Annotated in this window: 8 protein-coding genes and 1 pseudogene; 5 read left to right on the top strand and 4 right to left on the bottom strand. The window is 73.5% G+C overall.

The window, feature by feature from the left end; all coding sequences use genetic code 11:
- Window positions 1-14: 14 nt before the first annotated feature.
- The gene (locus Q1V71_RS05620; protein WP_300641554.1) at window positions 15-1,604 is read right to left on the bottom strand and encodes a sulfatase; all 1,590 of its coding nucleotides are present in this window, start codon (window positions 1,602-1,604) and stop codon (window positions 15-17) included.
- 258 nt (window positions 1,605-1,862) lie between these two features.
- On the opposite strand from Q1V71_RS05620, the gene Q1V71_RS05615 reads away from it, so the two are divergent.
- Both Q1V71_RS05615 and Q1V71_RS05610 read left to right on the top strand, forming a co-directional pair.
- Window positions 1,863-4,052, top strand: coding sequence for a UvrD-helicase domain-containing protein (locus Q1V71_RS05615; protein WP_300641552.1), 2,190 nt, complete (start codon window positions 1,863-1,865; stop codon window positions 4,050-4,052).
- Window positions 4,053-4,415: 363 nt separating this feature from the next.
- Window positions 4,416-5,885, top strand: coding sequence for an HNH endonuclease signature motif containing protein (locus tag Q1V71_RS05610; protein ID WP_300641550.1), 1,470 nt, complete (start codon window positions 4,416-4,418; stop codon window positions 5,883-5,885).
- A gap of 384 nt (window positions 5,886-6,269) precedes the next feature.
- On the opposite strand, the gene Q1V71_RS05605 is transcribed toward Q1V71_RS05610, so the two are convergent.
- From Q1V71_RS05605 to Q1V71_RS05595, 3 genes are all read right to left on the bottom strand, one after another.
- Entirely contained in the window at window positions 6,270-6,722 is a 453-nt protein-coding gene (locus Q1V71_RS05605; protein WP_300641548.1) for a hypothetical protein, read from the bottom strand.
- 45 nt (window positions 6,723-6,767) lie between these two features.
- A complete protein-coding gene (locus Q1V71_RS05600) occupies window positions 6,768-9,464 on the bottom strand; it encodes a LuxR C-terminal-related transcriptional regulator (protein WP_300641546.1) in 2,697 nt (898 codons plus the stop codon).
- A 125-nt stretch (window positions 9,465-9,589) separates the two neighbouring features.
- The gene (locus tag Q1V71_RS05595) at window positions 9,590-10,738 is read right to left on the bottom strand and encodes a hypothetical protein (protein ID WP_300641544.1); all 1,149 of its coding nucleotides are present in this window, start codon (window positions 10,736-10,738) and stop codon (window positions 9,590-9,592) included.
- Between the two features lie 211 nt (window positions 10,739-10,949).
- On the opposite strand from Q1V71_RS05595, the gene Q1V71_RS05590 reads away from it, so the two are divergent.
- The 3 genes and pseudogenes from Q1V71_RS05590 to Q1V71_RS05580 all read left to right on the top strand — a co-directional run.
- A complete protein-coding gene (locus Q1V71_RS05590) occupies window positions 10,950-12,884 on the top strand; it encodes an anthranilate synthase family protein (protein ID WP_300641542.1) in 1,935 nt (644 codons plus the stop codon).
- 43 nt (window positions 12,885-12,927) lie between these two features.
- Entirely contained in the window at window positions 12,928-13,473 is a 546-nt protein-coding gene (locus Q1V71_RS05585; protein ID WP_300641540.1) for an aminodeoxychorismate/anthranilate synthase component II, read from the top strand.
- Window positions 13,470-14,025 (top strand): annotated as a pseudogene (locus tag Q1V71_RS05580) (hypothetical protein); the annotation flags it as partial. The gene Q1V71_RS05585 and the pseudogene Q1V71_RS05580, both read left to right, overlap by 4 nt.

The following is a 14,025-nucleotide window of genomic DNA, read 5'->3' as shown; positions in this document are numbered from 1 at the left end:
GGTCGGCCCGGGGGTCAGTCGCTGGGGTGCGGCAGCGGGCCGAAGGTGCGGTTGCAGTCGGCGGGACCCGCGCAGTCCTGCAGCAGCCGGGTGCGACGCGCCAGCTCCGCCCGCAGCGGGGCGTACTCGGGCTCGTCGGCGACCGAGCGCAGCTGGTAGGGGTCGCGCTCGCGGTCGTAGAGCTCGACGAACCCGTCGTGGTAGCGGACGTAGGTGTAGCGCGCCGTCCGGACGCCGCGGTAGAGCCAGCCCCGCGGTCCCGTCTCGGGCTTGTAGGCACCGCCCTGGATCAGCACGCCGCCCGGGTGCAGGGGCTCCTCGGTCTCCCCGCGCCAGGTCGGCAGCAGCGAGACCCCGTCGAGGACCCGGTCGGTCTGCGCGTCGGCGATGTCGAGGAAGGTCGGCGCCAGGTCGACGATCGTGGCGATGGAGTCGGTCGTGGTGCCCGCCGGGACGCCCGGCCCGCGCACGAGCATCGGGGTGCGGAGGTTCTCTTCGTAGGGCAGCGTCTTGCCGAACCAGCGGTGCTCCCCGAGCTGGTAGCCGTTGTCGGTCACGAAGACGATGTAGGTGTTGTCCAGCTCGCCGTCCAGCTCCAGCTGCAGCACCAGCCGGGCGAGGGCGTCGTCGACCGAGGCGAGCGCGGCGCCGCGGGCCTGCTGCAGCCGCACGACCTTCTCGCTGCTCGACATCCTCTGCCTGCGGATGAGGCGCTGCTTGTCGGAGACGTCGCGCTCGTTGAAGGACGGCTTCTGCGTGACCTCCCGGGCCAGCTGCTGGGCCAGCACCTCGTGGGGTGCGCGCCCGGCCAGCCGGGACAGGGCGCGGTAGCCCGGCGACATCTTCGGCGGCCCGTTCTTGCACGACGGGTCGTCACAGCCCTCCCGACCCTTCGAGGGGTGGGGGGCGAAGTGGCTGACCCACATGAAGAACGGTGCGTCGTAGCCGCTGAGCTGGTGGGCGTACTCGACGGCCTTCTGGGACAGGTAGTCGGTGTAGTAGCCCGGCACCCGCTCGATCGAGCCGTTGTCGTACTGCACGAACTTGTAGTAGTCGGCGTACCCGTGGCTGGTGGCGTTGAAGAGCGTCCAGCCGGGGTCGCGGCCGTAGTCGAGGTTGTAGCCGTTGAGCATCTTGCCGAGGAACGCGGTGTTGTAGCCCGCGGCCGACAGGTCGGTCCCGATGGTCGAGGAGTTGTCGAACGAGGCGTAGCCGCCCTGCGGCGGGAAGTTGGTGCGGACGCCGTTGTTCTGCGCGAGCTGGCCGGTCATGATCTCGGCGCGCGCCGGGCAGCACAACGGGTGCGGGGTGATCGCCTCGGTGAAGGTCAGCCCCTGCTCGCCGAGGAGCTCGTTGGTCTTCGGCAGGAAGACCATCTCGTCGAGGCGCTGGTCGTCGGTGGAGAACAGGACGATGTTGGGGCGCTCGTCGGCGGGGGCGGTGACCGGGGCCTGCGCGGTGGCGCTCACGGCCAGCGGCTCGCCGGCCGGGGCCGGGCGGCTCATCGTCGATGCGGCCAGCGCGAGGGTCGTCACGATCGCCAGCAGCACGGCGACGGCCGGCACCGAGCGGTGCAACCGCGGCGGCGACAGGGACGGGCTCACGGGGGGCGAGCGTACCGACGTCACCCCTGGACCACCGCTTCGGCGACGGGTGCCGGACCGGGGCCGGACGGATGCCGATGCGCCTGCCGAGCCGTGCGTGAGCAGCCCCACAGCACTCGCCGCGACAGCCCGTGGGAATCGGTGCGGACCGCCGGCGACGTACGGGTAAAGTCGGGTGCTTGCCCCGGCTCAGGCCGGGGTCGGTCGTCCGCCGGTGCCACCGGCGGACCTGGGCTGTCGACAAGGGGAGCGGACGCGGTGAGCGAGGACCTCGCGGCAACGGAGATCGCGCGGGAGCAGGAGTACGTCGACGCGGTGTACGTGCAGCTCGGCGCCTCTGCGGAGGCAGCCCAGCGGTTGGCCCGGGAGGGTCACGACCGCGCCCGGCTGGGTCACGAGGGTGGGCTGGTCGAGCGCGACGCGATGGTCTTCCAGGCCGCCAAGCGGATCGCCCAGCTCGACGCCGCCCACGAGGGGCTGGTCTTCGGCCGCCTCGACCTGACCCCCGACCTGGACCCCGAGCCGAGGTACGTCGGGCGGATCGGGCTGCGCAACGCCGACCGCGACAGCCTCCTCATCGACTGGCGCGCCCCGGCCGCCGCGGTGTTCTACCAGGCCACCGCGGCCGAGCCCCACGGCGTCGTGCGCCGGCGGGTGCTGCGCTGCACCGGGCCGAAGGTCGTCGGGGTCGAGGACGAGCTGCTCGACGCCGACGCGCTCGAGGCCCACGACCTCGACCTGCCGGTCGTCGGCGAGGGCGCGCTGATGGCGCAGCTCTCCCGGGCCCGCGACCGCACGATGCACTCGATCGTCGCCACCATCCAGGCCGAGCAGGACAAGGCGATCCGCGCACCCGCCAAGGGCGTGGTGACCATCTCCGGCGGCCCCGGGGTCGGCAAGACCGTCGTGGCGCTGCACCGCGCGGCGTACCTGCTCTACAACGACCGGCGGCGCTACGAGTCCGGCGGCGTGCTCGTCGTCGGACCCAGCGGCGTCTTCATGCGCTACATCGAGCGGGTGCTGCCCTCCCTGGGCGAGACCGCCGTGGCGCTGCGCTCGCTCGGCGAGGTCGTGGACGGGGTCCGCGCGACCCGGCAGGACGAGCCCGCGGTCGCCGACGTGAAGGGTTCGGTGCGGATGGCCGAGGTGCTGCGCCGCGCGGCGCGCCAGCAGGCGCCCGGCAGCCCGACCTCCTTCCGGCTCTTCTGGTACGACGACGTGCTGACCCTCGACCGCGGCAACCTCGGCAAGGTGCGGCGCTCGCTCATGTCCCAGGGCCGCCGCAACCGCCAGCTGCCTCGGGTGCCCCAGGCGCTGCTCGACGTCCTCTGGCGCCAGGTGCGCAGCGAGCGCGGGCGCGAGCGCGGCCGCGAGAAGTTCAACGAGGACCTGCTCGGCGACACCCGGTTCCTGCAGTTCGTCGCCGACTGGTGGCCGCCGCTGGAGGCCCGCGTGGTGCTGGACTGGCTGCGCGACCCCGAGCTGCTCGCCCGGGTCGCCGAGGGGCTGCTCACCGCCGAGGAGCAGCGGCTGCTCGCGAAGTCGTGGTCCGGCGCCTCCGACCTCTCGGTCCAGGACGTCCCCCTCCTCGACGAGCTGCGGTACGCCGTCGGCGACGTGCCCCAGCGCACCGACGACGAGACCTCGCTGGACGACACCGGGCTGCTCGAGGGCGGCCACAGCATGGCGGAGCTGATGACCGCGGCCGACCGCGAGTTCTCGACCGGCCGCGCCTGGCAGCCGCCGACCCACCGGATCGACGACGACCCCTACGCCCACGTGCTCGTGGACGAGGCCCAGGACCTGACGCCGATGCAGTGGCGGATGGTCGGGCGCCGCGGACGGACCGCGACCTGGACCATCGTCGGCGACCCCGCCCAGTCCTCCTGGCCCGTGCCGGCCGAGTCGGCTGCCGCCCGGGCCGAGGCGCTCGAGGGCAAGCCGGTCCACGAGTTCCACCTCTCGACCAACTACCGCAACTCCTCGGAGATCTACGCCTTCGCCGCCGCCTACGCCCAGCGCGTCGGCCTCGACGCAGACCTCCCGACGGCGGTCCGGTCCACCGGTGTCGAGCCGGTCGAGGTGGTCGATGCACCCGACCTGGAGGCCGCCGTGCGCGCCGCCGTCGGCGACGTCGTCGAGAAGGTCGCCGGCACGGTCGGCATCGTCGTGCCCTCGGCCCGCCGCTCCGAGGTCAACGCCTGGCTGGCCTCCTGGCCCGAGCACGCGGAGCACGCCTCCGGTGCGCGCGCGGCCGTCGACTCCTCGGTCACCCCGTCCGGGGACGACCGCGTCGTCGTGCTGACCGGTCTCGACACCAAGGGCCTGGAGTTCGACGCGATCGTCGTCGTGCGGCCCCAGGAGATCGAGGACGAGTCGCAGACCGGCCGCGCCACGCTCTACGTCGTGCTCACCCGGGCCACGCAGCTGCTCACGACCGTGTCCTGACCCCCACTGCCGGTCGAGCCGTCGTCGAGGCCGCGCTTCACTCGATGGTCGAGCAGGCGAGCCGCTAGGCGAGCCGTCGTCGAGACCGCGTACGCCGGGCTGCCTGCTGTCTCCTGTGGTTGCTCCCTGGGTCGCCGTTGGTGGGTCGTGGCGCGTTCGCGCGGCAGCAGGTCCTGATTGACGGAGAAGTGTGGTCGCCGTGGGTGCCAGCTGGGCTTCTTGGTTGCGCTTGCCTCGACGGTCGCCCTGCGCTGGGGTGCTCGCTTCGGTCGGGCTTCGATCGACGCCCGCGATCTCGCCGAAAAGTGGATCTGACCTGGGGAAACACTGTTCCTCGAACGAGTGTTCGACTATACTTTCACCATGTCTACCGCCCCCGTGCTCGACGCGATCCGCGCCGCCAAGCAGCGCGAGGACGACGCCGCACGGGAGCTGCTGATCGGGGTGGCTGAGTGGGCCGATGCGCACACCACGGGTGCGTTGATGCCGGACCTGTACGGCACCTACTCCCACCCCGACGAGGACGCCTACGACGCCGCCGCGGCGGCGTGGATGGCTCGGTTCGGGATGCCCGGCGCGGACACGATGCTGGAGCTTGCCGGCGCGGGTGCACCCGAGGTCTCCGACTTCGCCGTCACCGAGCTGTCGGTCGCCCTCGGCCGCACCCGCGAGTCCGGGCGCCTCCTGGTCGGGGACGCCGTCGAGGCCAAGCACCGCCTCCCCAAGGTCTGGGCCCGCCTCGTCGCAGGCCAGGTCACCGCGTGGCGGGTCCGTCGCCTCGCTCAGGCCACCCGCGGCCTCTCCGCCGAGGCTGTGGCGTTCGTGGACGCCCAGATCGCCCACGTCATCCACACCGCCGGACCCGTCGTCGTGGCCCGCCTCGTCCTCGAAGCCACCGCCCGGTTCGACCCGGAGTCGGTCGAGGTCGCCGAGTGCGACACCCGCGCCAACCTGTTCTTCGACCTCGACCTCGCATCCCCCGCCACCTCCGTCGGTGCCGCCTCCGCCGTCACCGCCGACGGACTCCTCGACCGCGCCGACGCCGAGGACCTCGAGCAGGCGATCCGACAGATCGCCCACCAGCTGCTCCTCGACGGCTCCACCGACACCCTCGCCATCCGCCGCGCCAAAGCCCTCGGCTACCTCGCCCGCGGCCAAGAACTCCTCCCGGAGGAGGATGGTCGAGCGCCGCAGGATGGTCGAGCAGGCGAGCCCTCGGCGAGCCGTCGTCGAGACCGCGCAACCGACACGCCCACAGGCCCCGGCACCCGTCCCGATACCCGCCGGACTCCCCGCCGCACCGTGGTCCTCACCGTCCACCTCAGCGACGCGGCCCTCACCGGTGCCCCCCAGGTCGACCCGGTCACCGGCAAGCTCGGACTCAACCTGGCGCGGGTCGAGAACCACCGCCAGCTCCTCACCGCCGACGCAGTCAGGGACTGGTGCGGCACCCCCGGCACCCAGGTCATCGTCAAGCCCGTCATCGACCTCCACGACACCGTCGCCGTCAGCAGCTACGAGGTCCCCGACCGCATCGCCGCACGGGTCAGACTGACCCGCACCACCTGCTCGTTCCCCCACTGCAACCGGCCAGCCGAGTCCGCCGACCTCGACCACACCGTCGAGTACTCCGACACCGGCCCACTCGACCAGACATCGACAGACAACCTCGCGCCCCTCTGCCGCCACGACCACCGCGCCAAGACCCACCCCTCACCAGCAGGGAGACCCTGGCGAGTCACCGGACTCAGACCAGGCCACTGGCTCTGGACCAGCCCCCACGGCCAGCAGTACCTCGTCCACCCCGACGGCACCACCCCACTCACGGCCTGACCAGCCGAGACCGCTCGCAGCCCGACCACCACCCCGTGGCCGGGCTGCCAGCACGCCCCCCGGCCTCATCGCTGACCGAACTGTCGACGAACCGCCCCGGTGGTCGAGGCGCATGCGAACCGTCCCGGTGGCGAGGTGCGCGCGAGGCGAGCCACGAGGCCAACCAGCCACGCTGAATGGTCGAGCAGGAGACGAGAGCCAGCCGCGGGGCCGAGAAGGCGCGCCTGCGCCCTCTCGATGCCGAGTCGTCGTCGAGACCTGATGACCCGGCGGCGGACAGTCACCACGACGAACCGTCCGGGTCCCTGCCCTCCGGTGGCTGAGGGGCCCGGCCAGGCCCTCGTCCGGCGAGCTCAGACGGTGGCCGGCGGTCGGCTGGACTGCTCAGAGGAACTCCGAGCAGTCGACCTCCTCGCCGTCGTACCGGAGCACGACCTGGGGGTTGTCGGCGAGCGCGCTGGCCGCGCCGAGGACGATCTGGCACGTGCCGAGGGCCTCGGCGGGCTCGCCCTCGACGTCGACGTACAGCACCTCGCCGTCGACCTCGTAGCCGGTCGCATTCTGGACCACCGAGGTCACCGACTCCCCGACCGCGTCCAGGACGCTCTCGTCGGACATGGCGTCGAGGTCCTCGAGGGCGGCGTCGATCTCCTCCTCGCCCGTCTCCAGGGCACCCTCGGCCGCCTCGGAGGCGGAGTCCAGGGCCTCGGAGGCGGAGTCGAGGGCGTCCGCGGCGTCGGAGGCGTCGTCTCCACAGGCGGAGGCGGTGAGCAGGAGCAGGGGGAGGGCGGCAGCGGCCGCGAGCGCGCGGCGGGTGCGGAGGCAGGAGGGAGTCATGGAGCCATCGTGCCGAGGACGGCTCTGCGTGGGTATCGGCAAGAACTACTCAACCGCGGCCGTGGTCGGAGCAGGGTCGCTCCCGGCGGCGACGCGGGGAGTGGGTACGCCGTCCGCGTCCTCGAGCGGGCCGGGGGAGCCGGTGACGATGCCTCCGAGCGCGGCGAGGGCGTCGGGCAGGTCGTCGCGGCCGGTGACGCCGAGCTTGCGGTAGACCCGCGCCAGGTGGTTGTCGACGGTGCGCACCGAGAGACGGCAGCGGTCGGCGATCTCCTTGCTGCGCAGGCGCGCGGCGGCGAGCCGGGCGACCTCCAGCTCGCGCGGTGACAGCAGCGCGGGCTGGTCGGTGGGCGGCCAGGGCGTCGCGCCGTGGTCGGCGAGGACGGTCAGCTGCCGCAGGTGCGCCTTGCGCGCGGCCTCGGCGCGTCCGGACCGCTCCAGCAGCGCCCGCGCGGTCGCGAGGCAGGACGCGGCTCGGCCGTGCAGCCCCATCCGGGCAAGGTCCTCGGCGACCTCGCACAGGGCGACCGGGTCCTGCGCGGCGACGGCCTGCGCGCGGCGCAGCAGCACCGGGCCGAGGGCGGCGTCGGGGTGCACGTGCTCGGCGATCAGCGCCCCTCGGTCGCCGGCGCTCGCGGGGTGCACGAGCACCGCCTCGTCGATCGCCATCAGACCGAGGTGGCGGTGGGACTGCTCGACGGCGAGCAGCCCGGCCTGCGCCAGCTCGTCGCCGGCCGCGGTCTCGTCACCGCGCAGCAGGTGCCGCTGGGCCCGCACGCGGGCCAGGTGCAGCTCGACCTTGACGTCGCTGGCCTGCTCGGGCTGCAGCTCCGCGGCCAGCCGGTCAGCGGCCGCCTGGTCGCCCTCGCGCGCCGCGACGGCCGCTCGCAGCGCGACGGCCGCCGCACCGAGCCCGGTGAAGTCGCGCCACGCCAGGTGTCGCCGAGCGCGGTCGGCCAGCGCCCGGGCGTCGGCGACCCGGCCCGCGTGCAGGGCGAGCTCGGCCGTGGCGTACTCCCACATCCCCAGGCAGGGGTCGCCCTCCGTCGCCGCCCGCCGTCGGTGCGCGTGCGCGACCTCCTCGGCCTCCGCCAGCCGCCCGTCGAAGGCGTCGGCGAGGTAGTGCGAGAGCCGCAGCAGGTCACCGACGTACGCCGGCACCGCGTCGGTACGACGCAGGGCGCCCGTCCCGCGGACGACCAGCTCGCGGGCGACCGCGGGGGAGCCGTCGAGCGAGGCGATCATCGCCCCGATGACCGCGTCGTTGACCTCGGCGACGGCCGCGGCGTCGCGTCCGACCGGGCTGGCCTCCCGGCCGGCGAGCGCGCCCGGGTGCTCCTCCAGCGGCATGCCCGCCATGAGCCGCCACTTGACCAGGTCACCGTGCAGCACTCGGCGCAGCCCCTCGTCGCCGACCCGGGCGGCCAGCGCCGAGACCCGCTCGACGGCCTCGGCCGGTCGCTGGGCGCGGACCGCGAGCAGCAGCCCCAGCTCCTGGCCGGCACGGGTGAGCAGCTGGTCGTCGGCGTCCGCCGCCGCGGTGGCCGCCACGAGGTGGGAGTCGGCCTCCTCCAGGCGCCCCTCGGCCGAGAGGGCGCTGCCCAGCAGCAGCCGCAGCTCCGCCACGCCCGCGTGGTCGGGCTCGACCCGGCGCAGCAGGTCCAGGGCGAGCGAGGTCGCCCCGCGGGCCACCTCGCGGGCCGCGGTCCCGAGCACACGCTCCAGCGGCACCTGCCCGTCGAGCCGGGACCGCAGGTGCACCTCGACGTCCTCCCAGCCGTCGCGCCCGCTGGCGGCCGCCACCCCGCGGGTCAGCGCCTCGGTCGTGCGCGTCGGGTCGGCCCCGTCGCGGAGCACGCCGCGCGCCAGGCCGTCGACGAGCTCGACGGCCCCGGGGGCCGGCTGCTCGGTGCGGGTGAGCAGGGCGTGGTGCAGGAGCCACTCGACGGGTACGCCGGGCAGCGCTGCGAACGGCAGTGGCCCGGCGATCGCGAGCAGCTCGACGACCTCGCGGGCCGCCGGGTCCAGGTGGGCCAGCCGCTGGTCGACCAGCTCGGTGAGTCGTGGGGTCACCCGCAACCGGCCCAGCGTGGCCCCGGCCGGGCCGGTGGTGGTGGTGCCGGCGGCACCGGCGAGCAGCTCGCGCACCACGAGCGGGTTGCCGCCGGCGTACCGCAGCAGGAGGGCGGCCGAGGGTGCCGACAGCTCGTCACCCAGCCGGTCGGCGGCCATCGCCAGCACCGCGTCGTCGGAGAGCGGACCGAGGTGCTCGGCGCCCCAGCCGCCCCGCGCGCCCAGGTCGTCCTTGATGGCCCGGGGGACCATCTCCAGGCTCGGGACGGTGGCGACCAGGGCGACGCCGGCGCGGGCCAGCTGCGCCAGCAGCACCTGCGAGGCCCGGGTGAGCAGGTGCAGGTCGTCGACCAGGACCGTCACCCCGGCCGCGCGCACCTGCGCGGGCAGGCGCGTGTAAACGTCGAGCGTGGCCGGTCCGCCCTCGGCCGCGAGCCCGACACCAAAGCGCGCGAGCAGCGGCGCGAAGGGGACCAGGGGCATGCCGGCCTCGCTGTCGGAGCCGCGCAGCAGGCAGTGCTCGGTGCCGCTCCCGGCCAGCTGGTCGGCGAGCGCTTCGAGCACATGCGTGCGCCCGGCACCGGGCGGCCCGACGACGAGCACGGCCCGCCGCTCCAGCACGTGGGCCCTCAGGCGCTGGAGCTCGTCCGCGCGCCCGGTCGTGCTCATGGGCACGAAAGTAGCCCGCCGGGGTGAAGCCATGGGCTGATCTGGGAGGTTCGCCCGATGGGCGGACCGGGTCGACCGGTCCGCCCACCGGGGACGTGGGGACCCGCCGTACCGGCGGGCCCGCCTCAGGAGACCTTGAAGCCGGACGCCGCGGTGCGACCGCTCTCGGCGCCCTTGGCGGTGATCTTCCACGTGCCCTTCGCCGCCTTCTTGAGCTTCACGGCCTTGCTGATCTGGCCGTTGGCGTCGGCCGTGACGCTGGAGCCGAAGGCCTTCTTGGTGCCCTTCTTGGCCGGGCCCTTCTTCTTCAGCTTCAGGGTGACCTTCTCGCCGGGCTTGAAGAGCGATCCGTTGACGGCCAGCGTCTTGCCCGCCTTGACCGCCTTGGTGACGACCAGCTGGGCCTTCTTCGCGACGATGGTGATGAGCGCGGTGGCGGACTCGCCCTGGTAGGTCGCCCGCACCTCCTGCTGGCCGGGGGGCGCGAACTCCGGCACGACGAGCTGGCCGTCGAAGAACCCGATGTCGTCGACCGGGAAGGTGTTGGCCGGCTCGCCGCCGACGGTCGGGGTCACGGTGCCGTTGGTGGTCAAGGCCGCGAAGTCACGACCGTCGATGCCGATCGACTGGCCCTGCGTGGCCTGGAAGGTGTCCAGGGTGATGGTGGCGTCGCGGGTCGGGTCGAAGACGCCGAACTCCACGACCGGGATGGCGATCGTGGGCCGGTCGCACTCGTAGCGGTAGTCGCGGAAGGCCCCCTCCGCCGCCGGGTCGGTGTCGTTGCCGTAGACCGCCACGGAGAGCCCCTTCAGCCCCAGCGGGAAGCGTCCGGAGTCGAAGTAGGTGACGCCGTCGACCTCCGTCTCGCCCAGCACGAGCGGCTGCGTGGGGTCGAAGGTGCCGAGGCCGACGTCCTCGGTCTCGAAGTTCTGGGAGAAGCCCGTGCCGTTCTCGAACTCCAGGTAGACGACGAAACCGGCGTTGTCCAGGGCCTCCGGGAAGGTGTTGGCGGGGATCTCGCCGAGCTCGAAGCCGATGGTCTGGCTGCTCTCGACCGGGACCGGGGAGGGGTGGTCGACGGTCAGCGAGGTGCTCCAGGTGCCGTTGCTGCTGACCACCTGGTTCTCTGCCGCAGGGTTCAGGATCACGTCGCAGTCGGCGAGCGTGAAGCTCGCGGAGCCGATGGCCGCCTGCGAGGGCAGCGTGGCGAGGGCGGGCAGGACGAGACCGGCGCCGAGGGCGGCGACGACCGCTCGGGAGCGGAGGCGAGGCATGGGATCTCCAGGGGTCGGGGGATGAGGGAGTGGGGAGAAGGCAACCAGCGCGGCACCCGTCCGGCGATGAGTAGCGATTGCCTAGCCCGATCCGGCCACGGGTCTCGTGGCTCGGTGCTGGCGCGCCTCGCAGCTCGACCAGCGGCGTGCCAGCGTCCACGGCCGGCAACCGGGAGGCGCGGGGGAGGGCCCGGCTCCTAGGCTGCTCCCCATGACGACCCGCCCCGATGCCCGAGCCGCGATCGACGCGCTGCAGCGGCACGAGGCCTGGGCGCTGATCCGGCGCTCGACCCGCGTGGGCGGCAAGGACACGGTCGGCCTGGTCGGCGGGCGCCGCTGGGTGGCGGAGTCGATCACCGACGTACCCCTCGAGACGGGGACGCCGGAACCCGGCCGCACCTGCGACCGGCTGCTCGCCGTGCCGTTCCGCCAGGTCGCCGAGCGCGGCTTCGAGGCCCACGACGACGGCACCCCGCTCGTGGTGGTCGACGTCGACGAGGAGCTGGAGCTCTCCGTCGCCGAGGTGCTCGACGCGATCCCCGACACCGGTGTCGAGCTCGCCGACCGCGGCGGCTTCGACATCGACGACGACGCCTACGCCAAGGTCGTCGAGGCGATCATCGAGGACGAGATCGGCCAGGGCGAGGGCGCCAACCTCGTGGTCGGACGCCGCTACCGCGCCGTCGTCGCCGACTGGGACGCCACCAAGGCGCTGGCGGTCTTCCGTCGCCTGCTCGAGCGCGAGCACGGCGCCTACTGGACCTTCCTCTTCTTCACCGGCGACCGCTACCTCGTCGGCGCCAGCCCCGAGCGGCACGTCAGCGTGCACGGCGGCGAGGTGCGGATGAACCCCATCTCCGGCACCTTCCGGCTGCCCCGCACCGACCACGTCACCGCCCCCGACGGCGCACCCGCGCCGGACCTGAAGCGCGACCTGCTCTCCTTCCTCGCCGACGAGAAGGAGATCTACGAGCTCTTCATGGTCGTCGACGAGGAGCTCAAGATGATGTGCGACATCTGCCACGAGGGCGGCCAGGTGCTCGGGCCGTTCCTCAAGCCGATGTCGCACCTCGTGCACACGGAGTACCTCCTGGCCGGCCGCACCCGCAGCGACGTTCGCGAGGTCCTGCGCGACACGATGTACGCCGCCACGGTCACCGGCTCCCCGGTCGAGAACGCCTGCCGGCTGATCAAGGAGTACGAGCCGCACGGCCGCGGCTACTACGGCGCCGCGCTGGCCGTGCTCGGTCGTGACCCCGAGGGCGAGCCGGTCCTCGACAGCCCCATCGTCATCCGCACCGCCGACGTAGACCTCGACGGCAACCTGTCGGTCACGGCCGGTGCCACGCTCGTGCGCGACTCCGACCCGGCGTACGAGGTGGCCGAGACGCACGCCAAGGCCGGCGGCATCCTCTCCGCCTTCGGCCTCGTGCCCACCCCACCCGCGCGGCGCGAGGAGGTGCTGGAGCTCGTCAATGACGAGGACGTGCTCGTCGCCCTCAACAGCCGCAACCGCCGGCTCTCGTCGTTCTGGCTGACCGACCAGGGCGACAGCGAGCCCGACCCGCGCCTGGCCGGGAGGTCGGTCGTCATCCTCGACGGCGAGGACGACTTCGTGAACATGCTGCGCCACGTCCTCGGCGTGCTCGGCATGGAGAGCTCGGTCGTGCGGCACGAGGACTACACCGACGGCTGCCTCGAGGGCCACGACCTCGTCATCGTCGGTCCCGGACCCGGCGACCCCCGCGACGACGCCGACCCCAAGATGGCCACCCTGCGCGCCGCCGTCGACTCGCTGCTGGAGCGGCAGCAGCCGTTCCTGGCGGTCTGCCTCGGCCACCAGGCGCTCTGCCACCGGCTCGGGATCCCCCTGGCCTACAAGGACATCGTCTTCCAGGGCACCCAGTCGGCGCTCTCGGTCGACGGGCGCACCGAGCGGGTCGGCTTCTACAACACCTTCGTCGGTCGGGTCGGCCCCGGCACCGAGCTGCCCGAGGGTGTCAGCGTGGACGCCGACCCGGAGACCGGGGACGTGCACGTGCTGCGCGGCCCGCACTACACGGGCATCCAGTTCCACGCCGAGTCGATCCTCACCCAGCGCGGCGACGGCCTGCTGCACGAGGTCGTCGCCCGGCTCCTGGGCTGAGGGCCGCGTGGTCCTCAGCGGCCCCGTGCCCGACGTGGTGGTCGTGGACCACCACGATTCCTACACCTGGTCCCTGGTGCACCTCGTCGCCTCGGTCACGGGCAGGCTCCCCACGCTCGTGCAGCACAACGAGACGACGGTCGAGGAGGTGCTCGCCCACACCCACGTCGTGCTCTCGCCGGGTCCCGGCCACCCCGACGTCCCCACCGACTTCGCGGTCGGCGGCGCCGTGCTCCGTGACGCCAGCCGGCCCGTCCTGGGAGTCTGCCTCGGCATGCAGGGCCTGGTGACGGCGTACGGCGGGAGGGTCGAGCGCGCCGTGCCGGCCCACGGTCGCGTGTCGACGGTGTCCCACACGGACGTCGGCGTGCTCGCGGGGCTGCCGCAGGGGTTCCGTGCCGTGCGCTACCACTCGCTGGCCGCCACCGTCGTGCCCGGCTGCCTCGAGGTCACCGCCACCGCGGACGACGACGGCGCCGTCATGGCGGTGCGCCACCGCGACCTGCCGCTCGAGGGCGTGCAGTTCCACCCGGAGTCGGTGCTCTCCGAGCACGGCCGGCACCTCGTGGAGAGGTTCCTGGCCCGATGAGCACCCCCCCGGCTCCTGAGGCGGCCCCGGACCTGACCCGGCACCCGGTCATCGCCGAGTGGCTCGCCTCGCCCTCTCCGCGGAAGTTCTGGCTCGACGGCGGCGGCGCCCGCGACTGGTCCGGCCAGCGCTCCATCCTCGGCGTCCTCGCGGACGACGACGTCTCCCTCACCTACTCCGCCGCCCGCCGCGAGGTCACCCGGCACGTCGGCGGCCGCGCCGAGGTCGTCGGCGACGACGTCTTCGCGGTGCTCGAGGCGGAGCTCGCTGCCGGGGGGCCGCGGGACCAGTGGTTCGGGTACCTCGGGTACGCCTGCCGTCCCGACCTCCCCGCCCGGCCCTCCGCCGACGTCCCCGACGCCGTGCTGATGCGGCCCTCGCGGGTGCGGTTGGTGGAGCACGGGTTCTCGGGTGGGTCGGTCTCTGTTGCTCCGGGGTCGCCCACGCCGTCCGGGCCCTTCGGGCCCGACCCCCGGCTCGACGGCGCCCCCTTCGTCGCTACCAGCCCTCTCGCTCGTTCCTCACGAGAGGGCCGCCAGACCCAACCACGCT

It is taken from the genome of Nocardioides sp., from assembly GCF_030149505.1.
Classification (GTDB): Bacteria; Actinomycetota; Actinomycetes; order Propionibacteriales; family Nocardioidaceae; genus Nocardioides.
The sequence above is the reverse complement of the archived record's forward strand: the minus strand, read 5'-3'. Positions and strand labels throughout refer to the sequence as shown.

What these genes read in the sequence shown, in the direction of transcription:
- Q1V71_RS05610 (WP_300641550.1), top strand. Translation starts at nt 4,416, where the DNA reads ATGTCTACCGCCCCCGTGCTCGACGCGATCCGCGCCGCCAAGCAGCGC.
- Q1V71_RS05605 (WP_300641548.1), bottom strand. Translation starts at nt 6,722, where the DNA reads ATGACTCCCTCCTGCCTCCGCACCCGCCGCGCGCTCGCGGCCGCTGCC.
- Q1V71_RS05600 (WP_300641546.1), bottom strand. Translation starts at nt 9,464, where the DNA reads ATGAGCACGACCGGGCGCGCGGACGAGCTCCAGCGCCTGAGGGCCCAC.
- Q1V71_RS05595 (WP_300641544.1), bottom strand. Translation starts at nt 10,738, where the DNA reads ATGCCTCGCCTCCGCTCCCGAGCGGTCGTCGCCGCCCTCGGCGCCGGT.
- Q1V71_RS05590 (WP_300641542.1), top strand. Translation starts at nt 10,950, where the DNA reads ATGACGACCCGCCCCGATGCCCGAGCCGCGATCGACGCGCTGCAGCGG.